The sequence below is a fragment of the Nocardia vermiculata NBRC 100427 genome (assembly GCF_001613265.1).
Lineage (GTDB): Bacteria > Actinomycetota > Actinomycetes > Mycobacteriales > Mycobacteriaceae > Nocardia > Nocardia vermiculata.
Map to the genome: position 1 here is coordinate 107368 of NZ_BDCA01000004.1, position 25414 is coordinate 132781.

The following is a 25414-nucleotide window of genomic DNA, read 5'->3' on the forward strand; positions in this document are numbered from 1 at the left end:
CGCACGTAATCCGTTACTCCCCAACGAAACCCAAGGAGACCAGCATGTTCCGAGGACACCGCAACGTCCGGCCGGAGGCCGTCATCGAAGCGATGGCCGACAAGGCTGCGGCCCGGCCGTCCGGCCCTGTCGAGACGCCACGCGGCTACTTGACGCCGCGCACCTACGACCAGCCCCTGCTCGACCACACCTACGATCAGTCCACCGCGCGGGACCGCCGCCGCCAGCACCTGGCGGTGGTCTACACGGAGTCGTTCAGCCTTCCGGATGAAGTGGCGGCGGTGCTGGGCGACATCCCCGACCGGATCGACACCGACCCGCGCCCGGCCCGGTGGACCGTGGCCGTGGGGGCTGCGTTCGCGTCGATGGCGCAGGCTCTCACCAAGATTGCGAAGGCGGTTGGTGCGCCGCGCCCGGCATGGCCGGACGTACTGCCCGCCGAGGCCGTGGCAGACGGCACCTGGGTGTCGGTGCTGGTATCGGCTGCCGATGCCCTGGACGGTCCGCTGCGGGCTGCTCTGGCCCGGCCGGGGCGTGTGGTGGGGGGTGAGCCCCTGGGCGAGTGGCTGGCCGAACCCCTGCGCGACCTGGACCGGGCAGCGGTCACTCTGGGCAGGTACGTGCACCGCGTGCACACCGCCGAGACCCCCGACGCCCCCGCATCGCCCAGCCCGTACGCCCTGGCCGTGGGGGAGCTGCGGGCACGGCACTTCCGCGAGCTGCGGGAACTCCGCGACCGCCACCGCGCCGAATGGGATGCCTTCGGCGCGGCCAACAAGGCGGGAACCCGTGCCTAGCAGGGAAAACGACGGCCGGGTGCTCTGGCCGGCCGAATGCCCGGACCGGGACGCTGCACCCGGTCCGGCGATTCTCGATATCACCACCTCACCGGAGGAAAACCGATGAAGCTGTCCGATCTGACCGCCGCCGAGCTCGACCACGCGGCGAACGCCGTCCATGAGGCTGCGCACGCGGTGATGGCCGTGCTGGCCGGTGCCGATGTGCTCTCCTGCGTGGCGTCCGGCGCCGACGGCCGCGTGGAGTTCCACGGGCACGACCCCGAACGTGCTGCGGGTATCGGCTGGGCGGGGCCGTATGCGGAATTGCTGTTCCTGCACCGGGGCCAGCCCAGCGAGGCAGCGGTGCGGGAGGCATTCGCGGCGGCCAGCGACGAGGACCGCGACCTGATGGGCCGCCGGGCGGCCCGGCACGTGGAGGCCGATGTGCGGTTCGCCATGCCTGCGATTCGCCGCCTGGCCGTGAAGCTGCACCGCACGGGCACGGTCCGTAGCCCGGACATTCACCTGGCGCTCGGTGTGCGGCCCGGCGTCGATATCGACACCGTGCGCTGGGCACACAAGCAGCGCATCGACCCGTTCGCTATTCGCCCGGCGGGGGCTGCGGCATGAGCGCGGCGGAGCGGGTCAGTGCCGAGGCCGCACGCGGGGCCGTTGCTCTGGACCACATGCTGACCTGCCGGGACATCGGCCGGGTGTTCGCGTCCAGGGCGCTCGCCGGAGATCCGGAGGCCGCCACCATCATTCGACAGGCAGCGCAACATATGCGCAGGTTGAAGGGAGTGTGACCGTGGCAGGACCGGATACCGCGCAGCCCGGCGAGCGGGACCGTCAGATGCGCGCCTTGCGGCTGCGCATGGCAGGCGCGCCCTGGGCAGCCATCGCTGAGGAGTTGGGCTACGCCGACCCCAGCGGGCCGTTCCGGGCGGTCGAGTCGCTGCTCAACCGGCAGGAATCCGAAGCCGCGGAGACGTATCGCCAGATGGAGGACATGCGGCTGGACGTTGCCCTGCGCAAGGTGTGGCCCGGCGTGATGACCGGGGACCTCAAGGCAATCGAGACGATGCTGAAAGTCCACGACCGCCGGTCGAAACTGCACGGCCTGGCAGCCCCGGCCAAGGTGATGGTGCAGAACGTGGGGCTCGGTCGCGAGGAATTCCTCACCACCGTGCAGGAGGACATCCGCGCGCTGGGCATCGACCCGGGCATGGACACGCCCCTGGCAGCAGACGACGGCACCTGGGCCAACACCTGACCCCGGCCGGGGCTGCCGGGCACCGCGCCTGCCCGGCACCCTGCCGCCGGTGCGGTGTGCGGTTGTGCTCGGGAACGCGGTGTGCATCTGGGGTACATGCGTACGAAACACCTGGTCCACGCCTGTTCTGCGTGTAAATAGGTTGCGTTTGCGAGTTTTTACACACTTGTGTAGCTTGACCTAAGAACCTACTTACACAATCAGGAGGTCATCGTGCGCAAGGGGCACAGCGTGGGGTACGTGCGTGTGAGCACGGAGGATCAGAACACCGCCCGGCAGTTCGACGGCCTGGACAAGGAGTTGGACGGCCTCGGGTTGGACAAGGTGTTCACCGATCACGCCTCCGGCAAGGACACCAACCGGCCCGAGCTGCGGGCCTGCCTGGACTACCTGCGCGAAGGCGACGACCTGGTGGTGTATTCGATGGATCGGCTGGCCCGATCCCTGGTGGACCTGCGCCGCACCGTCGACGAGCTGACCGGCCGAGGCGTCACCGTGCGGTTCATCAGGGAGAACCTGACCTTCACCAGCGACGAGTCCGACCCGTGCGCGATGCTGATGCTGTCGGTGATGGGGGCCGTGGCCGAGTTCGAGCGGGCGATCATCCTGGAGCGGCAGCGGGAAGGCATCGCCGTGGCCAAGCGGGCAGGCAAGTACAAGGGCCGCAAACCCGCGCTCAGCCCCGAGCAGGCCGCCGCCGTGGTGGCCCGCATGGACGCCGGGGAGTCGCCCTCGGCGCTGGCCCGCGAGTTCGAGGTATCGCGGAAGACCATCTACAACGTGCGCAACCAGCAGCAGGCGGCGAACTGATGGTGTTCTGCGCTCCGCCACCGGAGTACTGCTCCGGCCCCCTGTCGATCACCTATGAGCACCCCCGGCCCGGGAAGCCGAGCAGCGGCCGGTTCGTCGTGAGCTGCGTATGCGGTTATACCGCCGAACGCGAGCCCGGCGACGAGTGGTTCATGCAGCGGCAGGGCTCGCATCTGACGTCCGGCTGCGAGAAGTGGCCAGCCCCCGAGCCTGCCACCCGCCGGGGGCAGCTGTGGACCGCCGAGGAGGATGCTCAGGTCTGGGACGGCACCGTGCGGGAGGTCGCTGCCCGCCTCAAGCGATCACGGAGCGCCGTGCAGTCGCGTCGCCTGGTGGTGAAGGCCCCGCAGTAACGGCCAACCGCTCGCGAGATCCCAGGGCGGGGATCACCTAGGCTGTCATGCGCAAGGCCCCGGGACACCAGCTATGTCCCGGGGCCTTGCTCTGTATGTGAGGTGGGTGCGGTCTACGGTATTCGGCCTGTCCGCCGCTGCGGGTTGCGTACCGGCTGCATCGCGTCCTCAGCCTCGATCCGCCGCCTGATGCCTTCCACGCTGCGCTCCGGCGGTATGGGCTGCGGCCAGAACATCGCCCAGGTCAGTACTGCCAGGGGCAGCGCGATCACGGTGACCCACCCGAGCGCGATCATCGAACGACTCCGGCCACTGTCGACCGCCGGGGGAGGCTGCGCCGGGGGCTCGCGGTCTCCACGTCCGCGATCTCCAGGACTCTGCGCAGCTCAGCCACGTCCAGGTGATCCAGCGAGGGCATGAGCACGGTGTCGGCTCCGATGCTCGGGAGCTGCGCCGAGACCGGCAGCGCTGATATCTCGTCGGGCCAGACCAGCCCGTAGCCCAGCCTCCGCGCCAGCCGGGCGACGGCCGCCCGGTCCTGCTCGATGTCGGGCGATCGGTCCGCATCTACCCAGCCCAGCGCTCTGGGCTGGGCCGTCGTGTCGTGGCACATGGTGTCCTCCAGTGTCGGTGATTGAACACTGATAAGTGTGCGTCAGAGGTCACAGATTCGCACGGTTTACGTTCCATATCTGTATGGAGACGTATTGGTCTGTCGACCGGAAAGGGTGCACGCGTGCACCCTGAGAAGCACTATGGAAGGCCACCTACAGCGGACATTGGGCGAGAACGTGCGCCGAATCAGGCAGGCGCGCGGCCTCAGCCAGGAGGCATTCGCCGATGCCCTCGGTGTCCACCGGACCTACATGGGGACGCTGGAACGCGGGCAGCGCAATATGAGCCTGCGCGCCGTGGAACGGCTGGCCGGCCTCTTGGGCATAGACGACCCGCGCACCTTGCTGAGCGAGACCATGACCGTCTCGGTCACCGTGACCGACCCAGGGCGGTAGCTCGACCACGAGCTGAACGGCCCCCGGCAGAGACTCCACCAAGAGGACGCCGGGGGCCGTTGTGCTGCCCGGAGGCAGGCAGCACGTCTAAGGGGTGGCGTCGATGGTCACGGCCATCAGGTCGCATTCGTACGCCACGGTGACGATGCGCTCGCTCAGGCCGTAGACGGTGTTGTTCAGCGCGGCCTGCGGATGGCTGCCCGTGGTCACCACTTGCTCGAAAGCCGGATAGCGCCAAACGAACAGCGGCCCCGTGGCAACCAGCGTGTTGCCCAGCGCGCTGGCGTACCCACCGCCGAACACCCACCCATTGCCGATGTTGGTGCGGGGCACGGCCCCGGTGCCGTTGGTGGCCTTCAAGTCGGCTGCGCGGGCTGCCCAGCGTCGCGCAGCGTGGATGTAGCCGTTGTACCCCTGCTCGCCCAGAAACTCCTCCAGCGTTCCGATGGCGGACGCCAAATCGGGAACCGTGGTGGGCGTCCCGGCGTCGGCCAGCAGGCGCGCGGCGAAAGCCGACTCGACCAGTAGCGGTTCGTGGAGGCTGCGGGTGTGGGCTGCGCGGGCCAGCACCTCGGCTTCGGTCTGGTCGGTGCGGCATTCGCTGGCCGCGTACACGACCACCGGGTCGAAGGTCAGCGGGGCGCCGCGCTCGCCCGCAGCCTTCACGGCCGGGTCGTCGTCGCACAGCTCGGTGCTGTAGGTGCCGTACCCGTCGTCGCAGTTGTACGGGTACACCTCCACACCGCCCAATTGCCGAGCAGGGCCGGACATCTCGGTGACAGTGGCGGCGGCCAGCAGGCCATACCCGGCGGGGGTCACCGGCGGGGCCTCGAAAACGACCGGTGGCAGTGGGTTCGTCATGGTGGGTCTCCTTCTGTTTCCGCTGCTCACGCTACGGATTGACCCGGCAGCGGCCCCCGCCTCGCACATGCGGAAGGGGCGCGCCATGACCGACTACCGCAGTAGGAACAGCGCGCCCCCACGACTGACGGTAGGCGCAGGCTGTGCAACGGCTCCGCACACAACAACGGCCCCCGCTGTGGGCAGGGGCCGTGTGTGGATGGCCGTGCTACGGGCTGGGCCGTCCGGGTGCCGAGTTGATAGGAGCTCGTATCGACGCCACCGATACTAGGCGGCGGGGCTGCGGGGCTACTGCTTCCACTCCAGCCGGATGAACTCCGGGTCGAAGTACTTGCCCGACGCTCGCCGCCCCCGCGGCGCAGGCAGGACCGTCACGGCCAACAGCATGTCCACAATGGCCCGGCGCGAGCCCAGGGCGAGGCCGTCGCTCCGGTCGGGCTGTGTGCCGAACCAGGCGGTGCGGATGTCGCCCCGGCCCTTCAGTTCGTCGAGGGGGGAGCGCATCCCCAGCGAGGCGAGGGAGGAGTCGATCTCGGTGATCTTGGCTTTCAGGGTGCTGCTGCCCGTGGTCAGCTGGCGCTCGTCGATGTCCCCGGCGGCGAACATACCCGCCAGGGAGTCGAGCCGCTGCCGTAGCGCAGCCTGCTCCAGCCGCAAGGCGGCGGCGTCGCTGTTGGCGCTGCCCTGCCCGGCGGTGAGCTGCGCGATGGCATCGGGTTGCGCGAGCCTGGTCACGACGGTCTCCTCCACCAGGGCATCCACTTGCCCGGCGTCCCGGCTCACGTGGCCCTGGCCGGTCAAGTCGCGCAGCTTGCACCGGTACGAGGGCCGCCGCCCGCTGCCGGACACTCCCGCCCGCAGCCCAGGCTTCCCGCAGACGCCGCACAGGTACAGCCCCGAGCCCAACCACTTGGGTGTCGCGCCCGGCGTGGTGCGCCGCGCGGGGTCGGTCACCACGGCCACCGCCGCGTGCCAGGTCTCCTCGCTCACCAGGGCAGGCCACACCGCCTTACCGACAACCGCGCCCTTGTGTACCGACCACCCGGCATTGCGGTGCCGGAGGATGATGTCGCGCACGGTTTGGGAGGTCCACGGGCCGCGCGCGGTGGCCGTGGGTACTTCGCGCCGGTTGAGGTCCATCACGATCTGCCGCAGGGACACCCCGGCCACTACCTGCTCGTACATCCGGGCGATCTCCCGGGCCTCGGTCTGGCGCACGGTGACACCATCCGGCTCGAAGCCGTACGGCCTGATCCCTCCGTGGAACTTCCCGGCTTGGGCCTGCTGCACGCGCTGCAACTTGATGCGCTCGGACTTGATGTCGGATTCGTAGGCGGCCATGGTTGCCATCAGCCGCGCGTTGGCCTTGCCGGATGCCGTCGCCAGCTCCCATCGCCCGGCCGAGCAGAACTCCACCTCCACACCGGTCGCCTCCACCAGGTCGATGAGGGGCTGGAGGTCTTTACCCATGTCCCGGATGAGCCGGTCGTTGTGGTAGGCGATCACCATGTCCAGCTGCCCGGCTTCGATATCGGTGATCATGCGCCGGTACTCGGCCCGAGCCTTGCGGCCGTAGGCGGAGGCCGAGACGGTCTCCTTGTAAATGGTGACCATGGTCGCCCGGCCGCGCTGGACTCCGATGCGCTCGGCGAGGGCGAGGCACGCGGGTTCGTGGCGTGCAAAACCGAGTTCCTGCCCGGTCCGGTCCTGAGAGAAGCGCAGGTAGACCGCTATGCGGAGGATGGTGAGCTTGCCCGTGGTGGCCTTCGTGGTGGTCATGGCAGTAAGTGTGCCTTATTCAAGGTGCGGGTAAGACGACACTACTGTCCGCGCTGTTGGCACAGGTCGACCCCTCCGAACGCATCATCTGTGTGGAGGACGCGGCCGAGTTGGCGCCGCCTCATCCCCATATCGTCCGCCTTGTCGCCCGCACAACGAATGTGGAGGGAGCCGGGGCGGTCACCGTGCGAGACCTGGTCCGGCAGTCGCTGCGGATGCGCCCGGACCGGATCGTGATCGGAGAGGTGCGTGGGGGCGAAGTAGTCGATCTGCTCACCGCGCTCAATACCGGGCATGACGGCGGGGCGGGGACGGTGCACGCGAACTCTCCTCGCGAAGTACCCGCTCGGCTGGAAGCCCTTGCGGCGCTGGGTGGTATGAGCCGGGCCGGGCTGCACAGTCAGCTGGCCGCGGCGGTCCAGGTCGTGCTCGCGGTACGCCGCCGGGCCGACGGGGTGCGCGTGCTGCAGGAGATCGGCCTGGTCACCCGGGACCTGGAGGCGGGCGTCCGGATCGAGACGGCCTGGTCCGCGGAATCCGGCCCGGCCCCGGCGAGCAGCGCGCTGCGGCGGCTGCTGGACGAACGGCTCCGCCGGTGATCGCCGCCTTGCTGTGCGGTGCGGTCGCACTGTTCGTGCTGCCTACACGCAGCGGGCGGGCACGACTACGGTCACTGACCGGAGATTTCAGCGTAGCGCGAAAGGTAGTGCACCCCTGGATTATTCGTTCCGGAACTGTGTCGGCGGTCGCGGCCACGGTGGTACTCGGTCCCGGTGTCGCGGGCGCGGCGGCATTGCTCCTCACGACCTTCGCGGTGCGCGCGCGGCACCGTCGGCGCGAGCGTCGGCACGAGAACGAATGCCGAAAACTGCTGGAAGGGCTGGAGGTCGTGATCGGCGAGTTGCGCACGGGGACTCATCCCAGTGCGGCAGCGGCGGTAGCGGCCTCCGAAATCGGGGGTGATACGGGTGCCGCATTCGCTGCGAGCGCGGCCCGTGCCCGGCTCGGCGGCTCGGCCGCAGCTGGGTTACGCCATCGGATATGCGTTATCGGCACCGAATTGGACCGGGTTGCCGACGTGTGGGCTGTCGCGGAACGACACGGTGTGGCCCTTGCCGATCTGCTGACCGCCGCCCGCGCCGACCTCGCCGGTCGGCTGCGCTTCCGCGATCGCACCGCGGCGACGCTGGCGGGTGCGCGCGCCGGAGCCGCAGTCCTGGCCGGGCTACCGCTGCTGGGGATCGGCCTGGGGCAGTTGATGGGAGCACACCCGGTGCAGGTCCTGGTGGGCCCCGGCATCGGCGCGATCGTACTGCCGCTGGGGACAGGCCTGGCCGGTGCCGGGCTGCTCTGGGCCGATGCGATCACCCGGCGGGTGACGGTATGAACGCGGTGGCGCCCGCGCTGTGGTGGGCGGCTGCGGCGCTGCTGATCCTGCCCGGGCCGACTCCGCCGGCGCATCGGCTGCAGGCAGTGCGCGGAGTGCGGTTCGCACCGCAGCGCGCGAGCGATGGGCCGGTGGACCCGCTGGCGGTGGCCTCCGCGCTGGATCTGCTCGCCTCCTGTCTGCGGGCGGGGCTACCGACCGCTACCGCGGCCCGCGCGGTCGCACCCGTTGCGCCCGAAGCGTTCCGCTCGGCGTTGTGCCGCGCCGCGGATCTGCTGGCACTCGGTTCGGATCCGGTGACCGCCTGGGAACGCGCGGCGCGGGAGGCTCCGCTGGCCGAGATGCAGTCCCTCGCAAGGCTGGTGCGCCGATCGGCCCGCTCCGGATCCGCACTGACGGGTGCGGTGGCCGAATTGGCGCAGCAGTGCCGCGACACCGTGGCCGACGCCTCCGCCGCCCGCGCCGAACGCGCGGGTGTCCTGATCAGCGGTCCGCTGGGGCTGTGTTTCCTACCGGCGTTCGTATGCCTGGGCATCGTGCCGGTGGTGGCCGGGCTGGCCGGCCGGGTACTGGGCGGTGGCCTGTGGTGAGCACAGGACGAATTCGGTGCGGACCTTCCGTGCCGATCGGAGAGAAGGGAGAGGCCGATGCTGGGGGCTATGTCATCGCTGCTGCAGGAGCTGAGGTTGCGGCTGGTGCGGGCGGCAGCGGCGGAAGACGGCATGTCGACCGCCGAATACGCGATCGGCACGATCGCCGCGGCGGCCTTCGGGGCCGTGCTCTACACGGTGGTCACGGGCGATTCCATTGTCAACGCGCTGACCGAAATCATCGACAAGGCGTTGAATACGAGCGTCTGAGCTCGGACCGGGGTGCGGTGACGGTCGAGGCGGCGATCGCGCTGGCCGCGGTCGTGGTGGTCGTGGTGCTGTGTCTCGGGGCCCTGCTGGCGGCGTCGATGCAGATCCGCTGTATCGACGCCGCTCGTGAGGCCGCCCGGCTCGCGGCGCGTGGTGCTCGCGCGGATGCGCTGCCCGCTGCGCGGCGGGTGGCTCCGCCCGATGCCGAGATCGAGGTGCACGGCGAGGGGGAGTGGGTTGTGGCGACGGTGCGGGCCCGGGCGCCGCTGCTGCCGATGCTCCGGTTACGCGCCGAGGCGGTTGCCGCACGCGAGCCCGGGGAAATCGGCGCGGTCGGTGAGCCGGAATGAGACAACCCCAGCGACGAGCGCCGGGCCGGTCGGGGTGGCGCGATTGTGCGGGCGGCGCGACTGTCACCGCCTGTCTGGCGCTCACCGCACTGCTTCTCGTCACCGTGATGATCGTTCAGGTCGCGGCGGTTGTCGCTGCTCGGCATCGGGCCCAGAGCGCGGCGGATCTGGCGGCGCTGGCGGCGGCGAACACGGTGAATGCCGGGACCGCCACGGCGTGCGATCAGGCCGAATTCGTGGTCCGGAGAATGCGGGTGCACACGCGGTCGTGTGTGGTGGAGGGCTGGGATGTGACCGTCACGGTGGACGCGGCGGTATCCGTCGCGCTATTGGTCGAACGTTCAGTTGTTGCGGTCGCTCGTGCCGGACCTGTGGCTGCCCGAAAAAGATCATGAATACCGGACGGTTGGTGCGAGGAAAGGGGCAGTGAGCGACGACACAAGCGGGCCGTGGGCGCAATAAAAGAATTGCCATTAACATTGCATCGAATTACCGCAGCGCAATTAACTGAGCATTATGCGCATGGTGATTCCAATGAATGCATACATGTGAATGCTGGTATGGCCGTTACTCGCTAGGGCAATGCACTGGTTATCAGGTTCAGCTTCCCCCGATTTCCAGCACCTGTGACTCCCGGTCGGCCGGTAGCTCGCGCAGGACCGCCGCGAGCAGCGCCGCCGCGCCGTCCTTGTCCAGCGGAGCATTGCCGTTTCCGCACTTCGGGGACTGCACGCAGGACGGGCAGCCCTGCGGGCACGCGCACGAGACGATGACATCCCTCGTGGCGGCCAGCCAGGTGCGCAGCCGATGGAAACCACGCTCGGCGAAGCCGGCGCCGCCCTGGTGCCCGTCGTAGACGAAGACCGTCGGCAGTCCTGTATCCGGATGCTCGGCAATGGACACCCCGCCGACATCCCACCGGTCGCACGACGCCACCAGCGGCAACATCCCGATCGCGGCATGCTCGGCGGCATGTAGTGCGCCGGGCACCCGTCGCGGATCGATCCCCGCGGCGGCCAGCAGGTGCGGCGTGACGGTGTAGAGCACGGCCTGGGTCGCCAGTGTGTGCTCGGGCATATCGAGCTCGACGAGGTCGAGTACCTCGCCGCTGGGCAGGGTGCGCAGATAGCCGGTGACCCGGCGGGTCACGCCGACCCTGGCCAGTGCGACACCCACCTGGTCGTAGGCGTGCTCGCGAAGATGCTCGTCGACCTGCACGGAGGTGACCATCCGGGCGCTGGTGTGCCATCCGGGCTGCTCCGCGTGGACGAAGGCGACTCCTTCGTCCAGGTCCAACTCGTCGACCACATAGGTCTCACCCTGATGCAGATGGACCGCTCCGGCATGCAAGGTCGCCGGTGCCCGCCCCGAGTCCGCGGTCCCGAGCAGCCGGCCGCTGCTGTCGTCGACGATCGCGACCCGGGCCCCGATCCCGCCCCGTACGTCGACGTCGTCGTGCGGAGACAGGTGTGAGGTCGGATACCAGCGTGCGACGCCTCGGTGGCCGTTCCGGCGCCGCCGGAGCAGACCCTGCGCGGCCAGATCGGCCGCGACCTCGCGGCCCGCGAGATCATCGACCTCGGCATCGGTCAGGGGGTGTTCGCAGGCCGCGCACAGCAGATGCGGCGCGCTGACATACGGATTGCGCGGGTCGGTGATGGTGGCCTCCACCGGGCGCTCCAGGAGCGCATGTGGGTGATGGACGAGGTAGGTGTCGAGCGGATCGTCGCGCGCTACCAGGAGGACCAGCGAACCCTGAGTTCGGCGGCCGGCCCGGCCGGCCTGTTGCCAGAACGAGGCGACCGTTCCCGGGAAACCGGCGATCACGACGGCATCCAGCCCGGCGATGTCGACGCCCAGTTCGAGTGCGGTGGTGGTCGCCGCGCCGAGCAGCGAACCATCGGACAACCCGTGCTCCAGTTCGCGGCGGTCCTCGGCCAGGTATCCGGATCGGTAGGCGGCGATCCGGTCGGTCAGCGCGGGATCGACTTCGCCCACCATGCGCCGTACTTCGATCGCCACGACCTCGGCGGCCCGGCGGGATCGGACGAAGGTCAGCGTGCGGGCGCCCTCCACCACCAGATCGGTCATGATCCGAGCTGCCTCGGTGGTGGCCGCACGCCGCACCGGGGCGCCGTTCTCCCCGCTCAGCTCGCTGATCAGGGGCGGTTCCCAGAGCGCGACCGTGCGGGCTCCCTGCGGTGAGCCGTCTTCGGTCACCGCGACGACCGGTGCCCCGATCAGACGTTCGGCCGCGGCGGCCGGATCGGCGCTGGTCGCCGAGCACAGCACGAAGGTGGGATCGGCGCCGTAATGGGCCGCGAGCCGCCGCAGCCGCCGCAACACCATCGCGACCTGGGAACCGAAGACGCCGCGGTACGCGTGGCATTCGTCGATCACCACATACCGCAGCCGGCGGAAGAACCGCGCCCACCGCTGATGCGCACGCAACATGCCGGTGTGCAGCATGTCGGGATTGGTGAAGATCCATCGGGCATTCCCACGTACCCACTGCCTGACCTCGGGGGCGGTGTCGCCGTCGTAGGTGGCCGGGTGGATATCGCGCAGGCTGCCGGTATGGCACAGCCGCGCGGCGGCGCGGAACTGATCGGCGCCAAGCGCCTTGGTCGGCGCCAGATACAGAGCGGTCGCGCCGGGGTCCCGCTGCAGGTCGGTCAGCACGGGAAGCTGATACCCCAGGGACTTTCCTGATGCCGTGCCGGTGCACACCACGACGTGCTCGCCCTGCGCGGCTGCCTGTGCGGTCTCGACCTGATGCGACCACGGCGTGTGTACACCCGATTCCCGCAGCGCCTCGACCAGGTCGGGGGAGGCCCAGGTGGGCCACTGGGCGAATTGCGCCGATCGTGCGCGGAGTTCGGTCACGTGCGTGACACGGCTCGCTCCATCGGGTACTCCGAATAGGACACGATTCAGCAACGATCGACCGTAGCCGACCGCATCGGCCGATTCCGGGCCGGGCGTTTGGTTCTGCAGGTTCATCGGACCGAGACGGTAGCGCGTCGGGTTTGTGTGAAGTGTGTGTGTCGGCGGTGGCCTGTCGGGTAATTCACTACCGAGTAGCGATCTGCGTCACAGCCGGTTTGCCTGACGCTCAACCGGTTATCGCTAAGCAAACCTACTTCAAGTTTGGATTTGGGCATTGTGCCCCTCACCTGCTTATTCGCAAGATCATCTTTTTTGCAAATTGTGGGTAACTGAGCTGTCGAATTGCGCGCAGACATGGTTCACTGGTTCTCGGTCGCAAGCTTCTGTGTTCGAGGGAACGGATCCAAGGTCCAAACCATCAGCAGGATCGATGTTGCGAACGCCGTGCTTGAAGCTTCCTGCAGGGGGAACAGAGTACAGCGGTCGGAACGGGCCCGGTGGACGAAAAACTGACTTGTCCGCCGTTCCGGTATGGAAAGAGAAGGAAAAGAATGGCACAGGGAACTGTGAAGTGGTTCAACGCGGAGAAGGGGTTCGGCTTCATCGCGCCCGAGGACGGCTCCGCTGACGTCTTCGTCCACTACTCCGAGATTCAGGGTTCGGGCTTCCGTACTCTCGAGGAGAACCAGAAGGTCGAATTCGAGGTCGGCCAGGGCACCAAGGGCCCGCAGGCGACCGGAGTTCGCGCGCTCAGCTGAGCGAGTATCGCTTCAGGTCTGACCAACTCGTCCCTCACCGCGTACACGCGGTGAGGGACGAGTCATATCCGGGGGAAGTACACTCGATCGAAAACCGGGGCTTTTCGATGTAGCCGGGTACCCGAACGGGTGGTTTCTCCGCAGTTCGCAGCCATATCGGCTCGGATGGTGCTCGAGGGGAAGCGCTGCGCAGAACGGCCGAGACTCTCGGGTCACGGGGCCGTAGTGCGGGCTCCGAGACAGCGAAACACGGTATAAACGTCTCTGGCGGGAGACATTTGTCTCTCCCTCTTGCCCCAGCCGCGCGCTTGCGCCGCGCGGGTCGACAGGAAAGGTGTGTTCGCCGGTGGCAACACGAGACCGCGGTGCATCGCCGACCCCCGATGCGGCCTCCGCCGGGCCCGAAGCATCGGCAGCATCCGGGCGGGGCTTGCGTCGTCTCGTCATCGTCGAGTCGCCGACGAAGGCCCGCAAGATCGCGCCCTATCTGGGCCGGGGCTACACCGTCGAGGCGTCCGTCGGTCATATTCGGGACCTCCCGCGCGGCGCCGCCGACGTGCCGGCGAAATACAAGGGGCAGTCGTGGGCTCGGCTCGGTGTCGATGTCGACCACGATTTCGAGCCGATCTATGTCGTCAGCCCCGACAAGAAGGCCAAGGTCTCGGAGCTGAAGACGCTGCTGCGCGACGCCGACGAGCTCTATCTCGCCACCGACCCCGACCGTGAGGGCGAGGCCATCGCGTGGCATCTGCTGGAAACGCTCAAGCCGAAGATCCCGGTCCGACGCATGGTGTTCCACGAGATCACCGAACCGGCGATCCGCGCCGCGGCGGCCGACACGCGTGATCTGGACAACGATCTGGTCGACGCGCAGGAGACCCGCCGCATCCTCGACCGCCTCTACGGCTACGAGGTCAGCCCGGTGCTGTGGAAGAAGGTCATGCCGCGCCTGTCGGCGGGCCGGGTCCAGTCGGTGGCGACCCGGATCATCGTGCGGCGCGAGCGCGAGCGCATCGCCTTCCGTTCCGCCGAGTACTGGGATATCGCGGCGAAATTCGATGCCGGCAGTGGTGATACCGATCAGGCCAATCCACGGATCTTCGGTGCGCGCCTGATCTCCGTAGACGGTGCCCGGGTCGCGGGCGGACGTGATTTCGGTCCCGACGGGCAGCTCAAGTCCGCCAACGGGGTCACCGTGCTCGACGAGGCCGCTGCCCGTGCCCTGGCCGCGGCGTTGGAAAAGGTCGACTTCCAGGTCAGTTCGGTCGAGTCCAAGCCCTACACTCGCCGGCCCTATGCGCCGTTCATGACCTCGACGTTGCAGCAGGAGGCCGCCCGCAAGCTGCGCTTCGGTTCCGAACGCACCATGCGGGTGGCGCAGCGGCTGTACGAGAACGGCTACATCACCTATATGCGTACCGACTCCACGACGCTGTCGGGGTCGGCGATCAGCGCGGCGCGCGCGCAGGCCACCCAGCTGTACGGGGCGGAGTTCGTGCATCCCAGTCCGCGCCAGTACACCCGCAAGGTGAAGAACGCGCAGGAGGCACACGAGGCGATCCGGCCGGCGGGCGATACCTTCGCCACCCCGGGCCAGTTGCACGCCCGCCTGGATCAGGACGAGTTCCGGCTCTACGAGCTGATCTGGCAGCGCACCGTCGCGTCACAGATGGCCGATGCGCGCGGCACGACCCTCACCGTCCGGATCACCGGCCGGGCCGGCACCGGTCAGGAATGCGTGTTCTCGGCGTCCGGCCGGACGATCACCTTCCCCGGCTTCCTCAAGGCCTATGTGGAAAGTGTGGACGAGGAGTCCGGCGGTCAGTCCGACGATGCCGAATCCCGGTTGCCCGCGCTGACCGAGGGGCAGAACGTTGCCGCCACCGAGCTGAATCCCGACGGCCACACCACCAATCCGCCGCCGCGCTACAACGAAGCGTCGCTGATCAAGGCGCTGGAAGAACTCGGCATCGGGCGCCCGTCGACGTACGCGTCGATCATCAAGACGATTCTCGATCGCGGGTACGTCTACAAACGCGGTAATGCGCTGGTGCCCTCGTGGGTGGCCTTCGCCGTCACCGGTTTGCTGGAGGCCTACTTCGGCCGGTTGGTCGACTTCGACTTCACCGCGACGATGGAAGACGATCTCGACGCTATTGCCGGCGGGCGTGAGCAGCGCGGGAACTGGTTGTCGAGTTTCTACTTCGGTGGTGAAGGCGCCGACGGTTCGGTGGCGCGTTCGGGTGGCCTGAAACGGATGATCGGCGAGCGACTCGACGATATCGATGCGCGCGAGGTCAACTCGATCAAGATGTTCACCGACGATCAGGATCGCGACATCGTGGTCCGGGTCGGGCGCTTCGGGCCGTACCTGGAACGGATGGTGCAGAACCCGGACGATCCGGACGGCGATCCGGTGTCGCAGCGCGCCAACCTGCCCGACGACCTGCCGCCGGACGAGCTCACTCCCGAGATCGCGGAGAAGCTCTTCGCTACCCCGCAGGAAGGCCGCCCGCTGGGTGTGGACCCCGAGACAGGGCACCGGATCGTCGCCAAGGAAGGCCGCTTCGGCCCGTATGTGACCGAGATCCTGCCCGAGCCGGAGGGCGAACCCGAAGCGAAGGCCGGAGGAAAGAAGACTGCAGGATCTTCGGGACGCTCCGCAAGCTCCGCGTCCAAAGGCCCCAAGCCGCGGACCGGATCGCTGCTCAAGTCGATGGACCTGTCGACCATCACGCTCGAGGATGCGCTGAAACTGCTGGCGCTGCCGCGGGTCGTCGGTACCGACCCCACCTCCGGTGAGGAGATCACCGCACAGAACGGCCGCTACGGTCCGTATCTGAAGAAGGGCACCGACTCGCGTTCGCTGGCGACCGAGGATCAGATCTTCACCGTCACCCTGGACGAGGCGCTCAAGCTCTACGCCGAACCCAAGCGGCGCGGGCGGCAGGCCGCCAGCGCGGCTCCGCTGCGTGAACTGGGCAAGGATTCGGCCACGGACAAGCCGATGGTGATCAAGGACGGCCGCTTCGGACCGTATGTCACCGACGGTGAAACCAACGCCAGTCTCCGCAAGGGCGACGAAGTGGAGTCGATCACCGACGAGCGTGCGTCCGAACTGCTCGCCGACCGGCGGGCCCGAGGCCCGGTGAAGAAGGTGGCGAAGAAGAAGGCCCCGGCCAAGAAGGCGGCCGCGAAGAAGACCGCCGCGAAGTCGACGACCAAGAAGACCGTGGCGAAGAAGACGACCGCCAAGAAGACCACCGCGAAGAAAACCGCTGCCAAGAAGGCTCCGGCGAAGAAGGCGGCACAATCCACCGACTGATCGGGAGCATCACGCCCGCGCGCGACGCCCTGTCGGCACGGCCGATTAGGGTGTAGCGCGTGGCAGGTGTCTTCGATCGGCTCGTGGGTCAGGACTCGGTCGAGTCCGAGTTGACCGCTGCCGCCGTGGCGGCACGCGACGGGGCGGCGGCATCGTCGGCCATGACCCATTCGTGGCTGTTCACCGGCCCGCCCGGCTCCGGCAGATCCGTTGCGGCGCTGTGCTTCGCGGCCGCGCTGCAATGTACGACCGAGGGCACACCGGGGTGTGGGCACTGTCAGGCATGCACGACCACCATGGCCGGAACTCACGGTGACGTGCGGCGGGTGATCCCGGAGGGGCTGAGCATCAGTACCAAGGAGATGCGTGAGATCGTCCAGGTCGCCGCGCGTCGTCCCAGCACCGGTCGCTGGCAGGTCGTGGTGGTCGAGGATGCCGACCGGTTGACCGAAGGCGCCGGAAACGTGCTGCTGAAGGTGGTGGAGGAGCCGCCCGAGCGAACGGTTTTCCTGCTGTGCGCCCCCTCGGTGGATCCGGAGGATATTTCGGTCACGCTGCGTTCCAGGTGCCGGCACGTGCATCTGGTGACGCCGTCGGTGGATGCCATTGCCCGGGTGCTGCGCGATCGCGACGGTATGCCTGCCGAACAGGCGGCCTGGGCGGCGTCGGTGAGTGGCGGGCATGTCGGCCGCGCCCGCCGTCTCGCGACCGACGAGCAGGCTCGCACCCGCCGCACCCGTGCCCTGGCTCTGGTGGGTGCGGTGGCGCGTCCCGGTGCCGCCTATCTCGCGGGGGACGAACTGGTGAAATCGGCCGAAGAGGAAGCCAAACAGGTCAGCGCCGAACGCGACGAACGTGAACGTGACGAACTGGCGACCGCCTTGGGGGCCGGGGGTACGGGAAAGGGCGCCGCTTCGGCCACTCGTGGTTCGGCCGGTGTGCTCAAGGAATTGGAGCGCCGCCAGAAATCCCGCGCCACCAGAACCAGCCGGGATGCGCTGGATCGTGCGCTGATCGATGTGGCCGGGCTGTACCGCGACGCGTTGGCGGTGCGGTTCGGCACCACGCCCGCGAATCCGACGATCACCTACACGCACCCGGACCTGTCCGACCAGATCCGTGACCTGGCCGACGAGGTACGCCCCGAGGGATTGTTGCGGTCCATCGAGGCGGTGCTGTCCTGCCGCGAAGCCCTGGAAACGAACGTCAAACCCCGTTTCGCCATCGCCGCTATGGTCGCGAGCCTCGTCGCCGCCCGTTCGGCCTGACCGCACTCGGCGCTCGGATCCGTGTCGGTGGGCCGGCACTTGCGGCCGATATCGCGGCGTGCGCTCAGAATCGGTGCGCCGCATCGTCCCTATTCACATGAAGCTCACCGTGCAGACGTTCCTGACTCTCGACGGCGTGATGCAGGCTCCCGGCGGCACCGAGGAAGACCCCAGTGGCGAGTTCACCCACGGCGGCTGGCAGGCGCCGTTCCCCGATCCGGACGTGGGCGAATTCGTCACCGAACTCAACAGCCATGCGAGCGCGTTCGTCTTCGGCCGCAGAACATTCGACATCTTCCGCGGACACTGGCCCGACTACACCGACCCGAACGACCCGATCGCCACCGCGATCAACACCCGCCCCAAATATGTCGCCTCCACAACTCTCGGCGTGGCCGATGCGCGCTGGCGCGGCGAACACCCCGATACCGCACACCTGCTGTCCGGTGATGTCGTCGCGGCGGTCCGGGCACTGAAGGACGAACCCGGCGACGAACTGCAGATCTGGGGCAGCGGCAACCTCCTCGAGACCCTGCTACAGCACGACCTCGTCGACCGCTTCCGCCTGATGACCTTCCCACTGACCCTCGGTTCCGGCCGCCGCCTGTTCAACCACGGCCTCCGCCCCGCAACGATGCGTCCGGTAGACCTCTCCGTCACCGACCTCGGCGTAGTCCTGGCCACCTACGAACCCGCCGGCCCCGTCCAACACGGCCAGATGTAGCTCCCGAGCCCACTCCGACCAGCCGTTTTCGTGTTCCAGCCGCCGAGGCGATAGACTCGCACCGCCGAAAGGCATGCCGCCTTAGCTCAGTCGGTAGAGCGCTTCACTCGTAATGAAAAGGTCAGGAGTTCGATTCTCCTAGGCGGCTCCACTTATTTCCGTACCCATGCTTGGGCACGGTCGGACAAGTTCCACCAGGAAGCGAATCGGGAGTCTTCCGATTCGATCGTCCATCGTGAGTCGAGTGCATCGAAGAAGGCGTCGTCTCCGGTTTTTCCGCCCCTGGGTTCGCCGATGTACACCAGTCGGCGGCCGCCGTGGGATTCGAAGAGGTTCAGTGCCTCCGATGCCATCGGGTTGCCCCAGCCGGGTGGCCAGCACAGCAACAGCACCTCGTCACGACGGCCGACCGATCGTGTGGTGAACGCCGTGAGGTCCCCGACCGGTAGCCACACGTCCGGTCGGCCGGACGCACGGGTGAACGACGGGTTCTGCGAGGTGTGCGGCGGTTGCGAGTCGTAGGCGTCGACTTGCAGGCCGGTGCGCGCCAATAGGGCGGCCCAGTAGCCACGGCCTGCGCCGAGCTCTACCAGGGGCCGGTGACCGCAGAAGGTGCGAAGCCACTCGAGAGTCTCCGGTGCGGGGACCGCGTACGCGTAGGCGGCCTGCAGGACGGTCTGTGCGAAGCCCAGCCGGGCGCTGCCGCGGGGCCGGCCGCCGTCGATCACGCGGCGGCCTTCGCGTTCGGATATCGACGGTGCGACTATGTCCCAGTAGGGGTTCGTGCTGATCGACGGTCCGCCGGTCATGTAGTGCACGAATCGCAGGTCGAATGCGGCGTCGGCTCGGTCGTTCCCGGTGCCGGGCAGCATCGGGGTGGCGTCGAGGTACTCCGCTACCTTCGGATATTCGGCGCGCAGACGCTGTTCGTCCGCTAACAGTCCGGCCAGTTCTTCTCGGCGGTCCGCCGTCAGCTCGAGCTCAGCCATGCTCCAAGTGTGGCGCGGCACAGCCGGTTCCGGCGCGCGAATGCAGACAGCCGCATGCGTTGTCGAACCGCCGGGCCGATCGCCTCACTCCTTCCGACCGGCGGGTGGGTCGGCGAAGATGCCCTGGAGCATTCCGGTGGCCTGCCCGATCTCGATCAGGTACCCGTCCGGATCTCGGAGGTAGCACCGGATTTCGGCCTTGCGGTCGATCGGGTCGGTGAGGAAGTTCGCTCCCTGTGCGGTGGCGGCGGCGTGGAAGGCCGCGATATCGGCGACTCTGACGTTGAGGAAGGCCGATACCGGGTCGCCGGTCTCGGGTGGGGTGAGCGTGATATCGGGTTTATCCGGTGTCGGGCCGCCGCCGGGGTTCATGATTATCCAGCTGTTGGCGACCTTGACGATGCACGGGTTCTCGTCGAGCACGACCTGCCCTCCGAAGATCCCGGCATAGAATTCGCGGGAAACCGCGACGTCGCGCACCGTCAGGAAATGCGTCACGACCAGACCTTCGGTCGGTACCGGCCAGTCGGCGGTGTCGGCCATGGGTCACCTCCTTCTCGAGGGCCCGGCCCGGGTCGGGGCAACGTCCTGACCGGCGAGGCCGCGCCGAGTTCTTCTCGATGAGCCGTGATACCCACGATCTGCCCGCCGAATCGGTTCGGCTTCGGACCGGTGGATAGGTCAGTACACGTCCTTCACATAACGCTTGTCGGCGGCCAGCTTCTTGACGTAGGCGTCGGCGTCGGCGCGTTCCATACTCCCGTGGTAGGCGACGATTTCGCGCAGGGTTCGGTCGACGTCCGCGGCCATCCGGTTGGCGTCGCCGCAAATATAGAAGTGGGCGCCGGAGTCCAGCCAGGACCACAGGTGGGCGCCGTGTTCGCGCATGCGGTCCTGGACATAGATCTTGGCGCGCTGGTCCCGGGAGAAGGCGACGTCGAGTCGGGTGAGAACGCCTCGATCGCGTAGCTCGGTGAGTTCGTCGCGGTAGTAGAAGTCGGTGGCTTCGTGTTGTTCGCCGAAGAACAACCAGTTCGGGCCGGTGTCGCCGCGCGCGTGGCGGTGTTCGAGGAATCCGACGAAGGGGGCGACGCCGGTGCCGGGGCCGATCATGATCGCGGCGGCGGCGGGGTCGCCGGGCGGGCGGAAGTGTGGTGCGCGGTGGATGTGCAGGGCCAGCGGTTGGTCGGCGTCGGCGTCGGCGAGGTAACTCGAGCACAGTCCACCGCGGCGCACCCCGGTGGTTCCGTCGTAGCGGACGACGGACACGGTGGTGCGCACCAGGTCGGGGTCGGCCAGTGGGCTGGAGGAGATCGAATACAGGCGTGGCTGAATCTTTTTCAGCATGGTGACCCACTGCTGTGCGTCGGCGCGAATCGCGTATTCGGTGGCGACGTCGACCGGTTGCCTGCCCCACAACCATTTGGCGAGTTCACCCTTGTTGTCGGGGCGCAGCAGATTCTTCAGGACATGGTCGCCGGTCTGTTCGGCGAGAAATCGCAGCAGGTCGGGGGTGATTCGGGTCAGGTCGAGATGCCGTTCGACGGCCGAAGCAAGGGGGACGGCGCCCACTTTCGCGATCTCGACCTCGGTCGCGGGGTCCAGCCCGGTGCGGGCCAGCCATTCCCACACCAGGCCGATGTCGTTGGCAGGCCGTATCCCCAGTGCATCGCCGACGTCGTAGGTCAGTCCGGTGCCGGAGAGGTCGAAGGTGAACTGGCGTACCTCTTTCCGGGCGCCGGGCAGGCTCAGTAACCGGTTCCCGACGAGCTGACCGAAAGGAGGAGCCGTCCCGCCGGCGGGCGCGCGGTGAGCCGTGCCGGCGCCGGCAACCGGTGGGACCACTGCGGTGTCCGCCGGGGAATCGCCGGGCGCGTGCAGAGCGGTGCGCACCCCGTCGAGCCACGCCGCGGCGGTGTCCTCGAATTCCGGCTCACAGTCGACCCGTTCCAGCATGCGTTGCGCGCCCAGCGCCGCCAGGCGTTCGTCGAGTTTACGCCCGTACCCGCAGAAGTCGTCGTAGTTGGAATCTCCGAATGCCAGTACCGCGAAGCGTGAGCCGGTCAGCGCGCCGTCGGGTAGCGCGCTCAGCGATTCCCAGAACGCGGACCCGTTGTCCGGTGCATCGCCGTCGCCGAAGGTGCTGCTCACCAGCAGCAGGTCTGCCTGCGCCGGCAGGGTGTCCGCCGTGATCTCGTCCATGCCGAGCACCTTCGGGGCGTGCCCGGAGTCGGTGAGATCGGGCACGAGTGTCCCGGTGGCGAAGTCTTCGGCGGTGCCGGTCTGCGAAGCCCACAGCACCACCAGTTCGCGCGCGCGGCCGCCGTAGTGCGACTGTGGTTGTGCCGCAGGGGTTGCGGTGGCCGTGGGGCGTTCGGTCGGGACGAATATTCCTGCCAGCAGTCCGTCGACCCAGGCTCTGGTCCGGGGGCTCAGCGGTGCCGTGTCGGGTAGCCGTGGTGCGGCATTGCCGGTCGAATCGATCGCTGCGAGAAATCCGGAGAGGAAGGCCTGTTCGGTATCGCCGAGTGGCGGGGGCGCGGGCAGCCCCAGCAATGTCGCGGCGGCCTGCGCGCGGCTCATCTCACCGGTCGGCTGCGGTGCCACGCCGACCGGCACCGGTGTGGCCGGGACCGCCTGCGGTGCGGTTGGTTCGGTGCTCGGCGGTACCGCCACTTTGACCAGCCGGACCGCACACACCTTGAACTCGGGTTGCTGCGAGACGGGGTCGACGGCGTCGTTGGTCACCGCGTTGATCGTGGTGTATTCGCCGAACAGATCGTTCCAGTGGAACGGGGCGAAGGTACTTCCCGGTCGCACCCGGTCGGTCACGGTGGCGGGCAGGATCGCACGGCCGCGGCGGGAGCAGATCTCGATCGCGTCGCCGTCGACTACCTGGAGCGTGGCGGCGTCGGCCGGGTGGATTTCGACGAACGGTCCGGCATCGAGTTTGTTGAGTTTGGCGACTTTTCCGGTCTTGGTGAGGGTGTGCCACTGATGTTGCACGCGACCGGTGTTGAGCACGAAGGGGTAGTCGTCGTCCGGCAGTTCCGCGGCCGGTAGGTGCGGGCGCGGGAAGAACACCGCCCGGCCGGAGTCGGTGGGGAACAGCAGGCGGGGTGTGGTGCCGTCCTCGGCGCGGACCAGGGCTCGGTCGTTGCGGTACCGGATCGGATTGCGGGCCGGCCCTTCCGGTGCGCAGGGCCACTGCACCGGCCCCTCCCGCAGTCGGTCGTAGCTGATACCGCGCAGGTCGTAGTCGGTCCGGGGATTGTGGGCCCGGGTGATCTCCTCGAAGATCTCTGCCGCGCTGTCGTAGTCGAATCCCTCCGAATATCCCATCGCGCAAGCCATTTCGGCGATGATTCGCCAGTCGGGGCGGGCCTCACCCGGTGCGGGCAGCGCGTTCGGCACCAGCGTGAGGGTGCGCTCGGAATTCACCAGCACCCCTTCGCCCTCGACCCACAACGTGGCGGGAAGGACGACGTCGGCGTAAGCATTGGTTTCGGTGCCGGCGAACACGTCCTGGGTGATGACCAGTTCGGCGGCCTCGAGTCCGGCGAGCACGGTTTTCCGGTTGGCGACGGTGGCCACCGGGTTTGTGCACATGATCCAGCACGCTTTGATGTCACCGGCCGCCATCCGGGCGAACATGTCGATCGTGCCGGACCCGACCTCGGTGCGGATCCGGCCCGGCGGCAGGTTCCACAATTCTTCGACGAAGGCGCGGTCGGCGGCGTCCAGCACGGAGCGTTGCCCGGGTAGTCCGGGGCCCATGTAGCCCATTTCGCGTCCACCCATGGCGTTGGGCTGACCGGTCAGCGAGAAGGGGCCGCTTCCGGTGCGGCAGATGGCGCCGGTCGCGAGATGCAGGTTGATCAGGGCGTTGGTGTTCCAGGTGCCGTGGGTGGACTGGTTGAGTCCCATCGTCCAGCAGCTCATCCAGTTCTCGGCTCGCCCGATCAGTTCGGCCGCGCGGCGGATGTCGTCGACGGGTAGACCGGTGACGGCGGCGACGGCCTCGGGGGTGTAGTCGGCGAGGAAGGCCGGCATCTCGTCCCAGCCTTCGGTGTGTTCGGCGATGAACTTCTCGTCGAGGTGTCGGTTCGCCACCAGCAGGTGCAGCAGTCCGTTCAGCAGTGCCAGGTCGGTTCCGGGTGAGATCTGCAGGAACAGGTCGGCCTTGTCGGCGGTGGCGGTGCGGCGCGGGTCGACCACGATCAGTTGTGCGCCGGCCTTGACCCGGTCCATCATGCGCAGGAACAGGATCGGATGACAGTCGGCCATATTCGAGCCGATGACGAAGAACACGTCGGCGTGGTCGAAGTCGTCGTATGAACCGGGCGGCCCGTCCGCGCCCAGCGAGAGTTTGTAGCCGCTGCCTGCGCTGGCCATGCACAGCCGCGAGTTGGATTCGATCTGATTGGTTCCGATGAACCCTTTGGCGAGTTTGTTGGCCAGGTATTGCGCCTCCAGACTCAGCTGGCCGGACACGTAGAAGGCGACCGCATCCGGGCCGTGTTCGTCGACGATCGCGCGCAGGCGGGCGGCGGTCCGGGCGATCACTCGGTCGGTGGGTTCCAGCTGTGCCGAGGCCCCGCGTTCGGCCCGCACCAGTGCGGTGTGCAGTCGGTCGTCCGAGGCGGCGAGCAGATCGGCGTGCGTCGCGCCCTTGGTGCACAGCCGGCCCCGGTTCGACGGATGCGTCTTGTCGCCGGCGACCTTCTGCACCAGCGGTATCCCCTGTGGTCCGACGGCGATATCGGCGACGATGCCGCAGCCGACCCCGCAGTACGAGCACACCGTGCGCGCGGTATCGGTCGCGTTCACTGCCATGTGACTCCTCCCAACCGGCATCACCCTCGGAAATCCAAGCTAGGAATCCGGTGTTACCCGGCAGTCACACCTGCGCGGCCCGCAGTTACATTCACCTCTCGAGACCGCGGCGGCGGTTGTGCGCAACTGAGATGCGGCTCACCAGGTGAGTTGCGCTCTCCGTCATCGCCGCAGGTAGGTAGGCTGTCCGACACCTGCGAGAGGAGCGTTCATGGGCGCCGTCGCCGCCGCGCACCGACCTGCCGAGATCGTGTTTCCGTTACCGGCGTGCCCCGATGAGGACCGGGCGTTCCACGAGCAGTGGCCGGTCCGGCTGGGCGATACCGATGCGAACCAGCGGTTACGACTCGACGCGGTCGCGCGCTATCTACAGGACATCGGCTACGACCATCTGAAGGTGGTCGACGAGGGGGAGCTGCATCAGGGCTGGATCGTGCGCCGCACGGTGATCGATGTGCTGCGCCCGATCGAGTTCGGTGACCAGGTGCAGCTGCGGCGCTGGCCGTCGGCGCTGTCGAACCGGTGGTGCACGATGCGTATCCAGGTGCGCAGCGAGAACGGCGGGTTGATCGAGAGCGAGATGTTCCTGATCCACGTGGACCTCGAGGCCGGGCGTCCGGCCCGGATGAGTGACCGTTTCATGGCCCCGATGCTCGCGGTCACCACCGAACACCGGCTGCAGTGGCGGGCCGCGTTGCAGGCTGATGCGGCGGCAGCTGCCGAAACGTGGCCATTCCCGTTGCGGGTGACAGATATCGACCACTACGGCCATGTGAACAACGCGGTGCATTGGGAGGCGGTGGAGGAGGCCCTGGCGCGGATTCCCGGAGCGCCGGCAGCTCCGTATCGAGTGATCCTCGAACATGCCGGACCGGTGATGGCCGGCGACGACGTGCTGATCCGTGCCTGGCGGGGCGGGGGCACGCTGCAGGTACAGCTCGAAGTCGCGGGCAGTGCCCGCACCTTGGCGCGGGTCGAGTCGCTGAGCCGCTAGCGATCTCCTGCCCGGCGGCGGTGCGGCCCAGTTCGTCGGCGGCACCTGGATTGTCGGCTTCCGGGGCCGCCGTTCGTGCTGCGCTTCGGGAATGCCGCTGGGACAGCAGGCGGTCCCGGCACGGGGCAGGGTTCTCAGCGGAAGCGGTGGTCGTGCACTGCTGGGCCCG

General features: G+C 68.1%; 25 protein-coding genes, 1 tRNA gene and 1 pseudogene. 19 read left to right on the forward strand and 8 right to left on the reverse strand.

Annotated features, from left to right (window positions below; translation table 11 throughout):
• Positions 1-44 precede the first annotated feature (44 nt).
• The 6 genes from NV2_RS07365 to NV2_RS07390 all read left to right on the forward strand — a co-directional run bounded on the left by NV2_RS07365 (position 45) and on the right by NV2_RS07390 (position 3215).
• Positions 45-797 carry a hypothetical protein gene (locus NV2_RS07365; RefSeq protein ID WP_067870790.1) on the forward strand — a complete coding sequence of 251 codons (753 nt, stop codon included), beginning with the start codon at positions 45-47 and terminating at the stop codon, positions 795-797.
• A gap of 105 nt (positions 798-902) precedes the next feature.
• A complete protein-coding gene (locus NV2_RS07370; RefSeq protein WP_067870791.1) occupies positions 903-1409 on the forward strand; it encodes a hypothetical protein in 507 nt (168 codons plus the stop codon).
• Positions 1406-1585, forward strand: coding sequence for a hypothetical protein (locus tag NV2_RS07375; protein WP_067870792.1), 180 nt, complete (start codon positions 1406-1408; stop codon positions 1583-1585). The genes NV2_RS07370 and NV2_RS07375 overlap by 4 nt, the downstream gene beginning before the upstream one ends.
• A 2-nt stretch (positions 1586-1587) precedes the next feature.
• Positions 1588-2052 carry a hypothetical protein gene (locus NV2_RS07380; protein ID WP_157102788.1) on the forward strand — a complete coding sequence of 155 codons (465 nt, stop codon included), beginning with the start codon at positions 1588-1590 and terminating at the stop codon, positions 2050-2052.
• A 240-nt stretch (positions 2053-2292) separates the two neighbouring features.
• Positions 2293-2862, forward strand: a complete 570-nt coding sequence (locus NV2_RS07385) for a recombinase family protein (RefSeq protein ID WP_373863537.1) — start codon at positions 2293-2295, stop codon at positions 2860-2862.
• Positions 2862-3215 carry a hypothetical protein gene (locus NV2_RS07390; protein WP_067870795.1) on the forward strand — a complete coding sequence of 118 codons (354 nt, stop codon included), beginning with the start codon at positions 2862-2864 and terminating at the stop codon, positions 3213-3215. The genes NV2_RS07385 and NV2_RS07390 overlap by 1 nt, the downstream gene beginning before the upstream one ends.
• A gap of 113 nt (positions 3216-3328) precedes the next feature.
• On the opposite strand, the gene NV2_RS07395 is transcribed toward NV2_RS07390, so the two are convergent.
• Entirely contained in the window at positions 3329-3511 is a 183-nt protein-coding gene (locus tag NV2_RS07395; protein WP_067870796.1) for a hypothetical protein, read from the reverse strand.
• Positions 3508-3828, reverse strand: a complete 321-nt coding sequence (locus tag NV2_RS07400) for a hypothetical protein (RefSeq protein WP_067870797.1) — start codon at positions 3826-3828, stop codon at positions 3508-3510. Before NV2_RS07400 ends, NV2_RS07395 begins: the two co-directional genes overlap by 4 nt.
• Before the next feature lie 142 nt (positions 3829-3970).
• Here NV2_RS07400 and NV2_RS07405 point away from each other — a divergent pair, with 142 nt between their 5' ends.
• A complete protein-coding gene (locus tag NV2_RS07405; RefSeq protein WP_067870798.1) occupies positions 3971-4225 on the forward strand; it encodes a helix-turn-helix domain-containing protein in 255 nt (84 codons plus the stop codon).
• Between the two features lie 87 nt (positions 4226-4312).
• On the opposite strand, the gene NV2_RS07410 is transcribed toward NV2_RS07405, so the two are convergent.
• Positions 4313-5086: a hypothetical protein gene (locus NV2_RS07410; RefSeq protein WP_067870799.1), complete on the reverse strand. Its 774-nt coding sequence runs from the start codon at positions 5084-5086 to the stop codon at positions 4313-4315.
• Positions 5087-5374: 288 nt separating this feature from the next.
• Positions 5375-6865, reverse strand: a complete 1491-nt coding sequence (locus NV2_RS07415; RefSeq protein WP_067870800.1) for a recombinase family protein — start codon at positions 6863-6865, stop codon at positions 5375-5377.
• Between the two features lie 23 nt (positions 6866-6888).
• On the opposite strand from NV2_RS07415, the pseudogene NV2_RS07420 reads away from it, so the two are divergent.
• From NV2_RS07420 to NV2_RS07445, 6 genes and pseudogenes are all read left to right on the forward strand, one after another.
• Positions 6889-7464 (forward strand): annotated as a pseudogene (locus NV2_RS07420) (ATPase, T2SS/T4P/T4SS family); the annotation flags it as partial.
• 137 nt (positions 7465-7601) lie between these two features.
• Positions 7602-8252: a type II secretion system F family protein gene (locus NV2_RS07425; protein WP_307613195.1), complete on the forward strand. Its 651-nt coding sequence runs from the start codon at positions 7602-7604 to the stop codon at positions 8250-8252.
• Positions 8249-8842, forward strand: a complete 594-nt coding sequence (locus tag NV2_RS07430; RefSeq protein ID WP_067870802.1) for a type II secretion system F family protein — start codon at positions 8249-8251, stop codon at positions 8840-8842. Before NV2_RS07425 ends, NV2_RS07430 begins: the two co-directional genes overlap by 4 nt.
• A 69-nt stretch (positions 8843-8911) precedes the next feature.
• Positions 8912-9112 (forward strand): DUF4244 domain-containing protein, encoded by a 201-nt coding sequence (locus NV2_RS07435; RefSeq protein WP_067870803.1) that lies wholly within the window; start codon positions 8912-8914, stop codon positions 9110-9112.
• A gap of 17 nt (positions 9113-9129) precedes the next feature.
• Positions 9130-9462, forward strand: coding sequence for a TadE family type IV pilus minor pilin (locus NV2_RS07440; protein WP_245662491.1), 333 nt, complete (start codon positions 9130-9132; stop codon positions 9460-9462).
• Entirely contained in the window at positions 9459-9857 is a 399-nt protein-coding gene (locus NV2_RS07445) for an Rv3654c family TadE-like protein (protein ID WP_067870804.1), read from the forward strand. The genes NV2_RS07440 and NV2_RS07445 overlap by 4 nt, the downstream gene beginning before the upstream one ends.
• A gap of 205 nt (positions 9858-10062) precedes the next feature.
• On the opposite strand, the gene sftH is transcribed toward NV2_RS07445, so the two are convergent.
• A complete protein-coding gene (gene sftH / locus NV2_RS07450) occupies positions 10063-12465 on the reverse strand; it encodes a DEAD/DEAH box helicase (protein ID WP_067870805.1) in 2403 nt (800 codons plus the stop codon).
• Positions 12466-12902: 437 nt separating this feature from the next.
• Between sftH and NV2_RS07455 the strand changes: the two genes are divergently transcribed.
• The 5 genes from NV2_RS07455 (at position 12903) to NV2_RS07475 (ending at position 18577) form a co-directional block, all read left to right on the forward strand.
• Positions 12903-13109 carry a cold-shock protein gene (locus NV2_RS07455; protein ID WP_011206895.1) on the forward strand — a complete coding sequence of 69 codons (207 nt, stop codon included), beginning with the start codon at positions 12903-12905 and terminating at the stop codon, positions 13107-13109.
• Between the two features lie 346 nt (positions 13110-13455).
• Entirely contained in the window at positions 13456-16434 is a 2979-nt protein-coding gene (gene topA, locus NV2_RS07460; RefSeq protein WP_084474087.1) for a type I DNA topoisomerase, read from the forward strand.
• Positions 16435-16493: 59 nt separating this feature from the next.
• Positions 16494-17702: a DNA polymerase III subunit delta' gene (locus NV2_RS07465; protein WP_067870807.1), complete on the forward strand. Its 1209-nt coding sequence runs from the start codon at positions 16494-16496 to the stop codon at positions 17700-17702.
• 97 nt (positions 17703-17799) lie between these two features.
• Entirely contained in the window at positions 17800-18426 is a 627-nt protein-coding gene (locus tag NV2_RS07470; RefSeq protein WP_067870808.1) for a dihydrofolate reductase family protein, read from the forward strand.
• A gap of 75 nt (positions 18427-18501) precedes the next feature.
• Positions 18502-18577: transfer RNA gene (locus NV2_RS07475), tRNA-Thr, on the forward strand.
• 1 nt (position 18578) lies between these two features.
• Here the strand turns inward: NV2_RS07475 and NV2_RS07480 are convergent.
• The 3 genes from NV2_RS07480 to NV2_RS07490 all read right to left on the reverse strand — a co-directional run bounded on the left by NV2_RS07480 (position 18579) and on the right by NV2_RS07490 (position 24251).
• Positions 18579-19415, reverse strand: coding sequence for a hypothetical protein (locus tag NV2_RS07480; RefSeq protein WP_067870809.1), 837 nt, complete (start codon positions 19413-19415; stop codon positions 18579-18581).
• A gap of 84 nt (positions 19416-19499) precedes the next feature.
• A complete protein-coding gene (locus NV2_RS07485) occupies positions 19500-19958 on the reverse strand; it encodes a VOC family protein (RefSeq protein WP_067870810.1) in 459 nt (152 codons plus the stop codon).
• A 138-nt stretch (positions 19959-20096) separates the two neighbouring features.
• A complete protein-coding gene (locus NV2_RS07490) occupies positions 20097-24251 on the reverse strand; it encodes a bifunctional nitrate reductase/sulfite reductase flavoprotein subunit alpha (RefSeq protein ID WP_067870811.1) in 4155 nt (1384 codons plus the stop codon).
• A 211-nt stretch (positions 24252-24462) separates the two neighbouring features.
• Between NV2_RS07490 and NV2_RS07495 the strand changes: the two genes are divergently transcribed.
• Positions 24463-25245, forward strand: coding sequence for an acyl-[acyl-carrier-protein] thioesterase (locus tag NV2_RS07495; protein ID WP_067870812.1), 783 nt, complete (start codon positions 24463-24465; stop codon positions 25243-25245).
• The last annotated feature ends 169 nt before the right edge of the window (positions 25246-25414 follow it).

Coding starts and splice junctions, on each gene's coding strand:
- NV2_RS07365 (WP_067870790.1), top strand. CDS start 45: ATGTTCCGAGGACACCGCAACGTCCGGCCGGAGGCCGTCATCGAAGCG.
- NV2_RS07370 (WP_067870791.1), top strand. CDS start 903: ATGAAGCTGTCCGATCTGACCGCCGCCGAGCTCGACCACGCGGCGAAC.
- NV2_RS07375 (WP_067870792.1), top strand. CDS start 1,406: ATGAGCGCGGCGGAGCGGGTCAGTGCCGAGGCCGCACGCGGGGCCGTT.
- NV2_RS07390 (WP_067870795.1), top strand. CDS start 2,862: ATGGTGTTCTGCGCTCCGCCACCGGAGTACTGCTCCGGCCCCCTGTCG.
- NV2_RS07395 (WP_067870796.1), bottom strand. CDS start 3,511: ATGATCGCGCTCGGGTGGGTCACCGTGATCGCGCTGCCCCTGGCAGTA.
- NV2_RS07400 (WP_067870797.1), bottom strand. CDS start 3,828: ATGTGCCACGACACGACGGCCCAGCCCAGAGCGCTGGGCTGGGTAGAT.
- NV2_RS07405 (WP_067870798.1), top strand. CDS start 3,971: ATGGAAGGCCACCTACAGCGGACATTGGGCGAGAACGTGCGCCGAATC.
- NV2_RS07410 (WP_067870799.1), bottom strand. CDS start 5,086: ATGACGAACCCACTGCCACCGGTCGTTTTCGAGGCCCCGCCGGTGACC.
- NV2_RS07415 (WP_067870800.1), bottom strand. CDS start 6,865: ATGACCACCACGAAGGCCACCACGGGCAAGCTCACCATCCTCCGCATA.
- NV2_RS07430 (WP_067870802.1), top strand. CDS start 8,249: ATGAACGCGGTGGCGCCCGCGCTGTGGTGGGCGGCTGCGGCGCTGCTG.
- NV2_RS07435 (WP_067870803.1), top strand. CDS start 8,912: ATGTCATCGCTGCTGCAGGAGCTGAGGTTGCGGCTGGTGCGGGCGGCA.
- NV2_RS07445 (WP_067870804.1), top strand. CDS start 9,459: ATGAGACAACCCCAGCGACGAGCGCCGGGCCGGTCGGGGTGGCGCGAT.
- sftH (WP_067870805.1), bottom strand. CDS start 12,465: ATGAACCTGCAGAACCAAACGCCCGGCCCGGAATCGGCCGATGCGGTC.
- NV2_RS07455 (WP_011206895.1), top strand. CDS start 12,903: ATGGCACAGGGAACTGTGAAGTGGTTCAACGCGGAGAAGGGGTTCGGC.
- NV2_RS07470 (WP_067870808.1), top strand. CDS start 17,800: ATGAAGCTCACCGTGCAGACGTTCCTGACTCTCGACGGCGTGATGCAG.
- NV2_RS07480 (WP_067870809.1), bottom strand. CDS start 19,415: ATGGCTGAGCTCGAGCTGACGGCGGACCGCCGAGAAGAACTGGCCGGA.
- NV2_RS07485 (WP_067870810.1), bottom strand. CDS start 19,958: ATGGCCGACACCGCCGACTGGCCGGTACCGACCGAAGGTCTGGTCGTG.
- NV2_RS07490 (WP_067870811.1), bottom strand. CDS start 24,251: ATGGCAGTGAACGCGACCGATACCGCGCGCACGGTGTGCTCGTACTGC.
- NV2_RS07495 (WP_067870812.1), top strand. CDS start 24,463: ATGGGCGCCGTCGCCGCCGCGCACCGACCTGCCGAGATCGTGTTTCCG.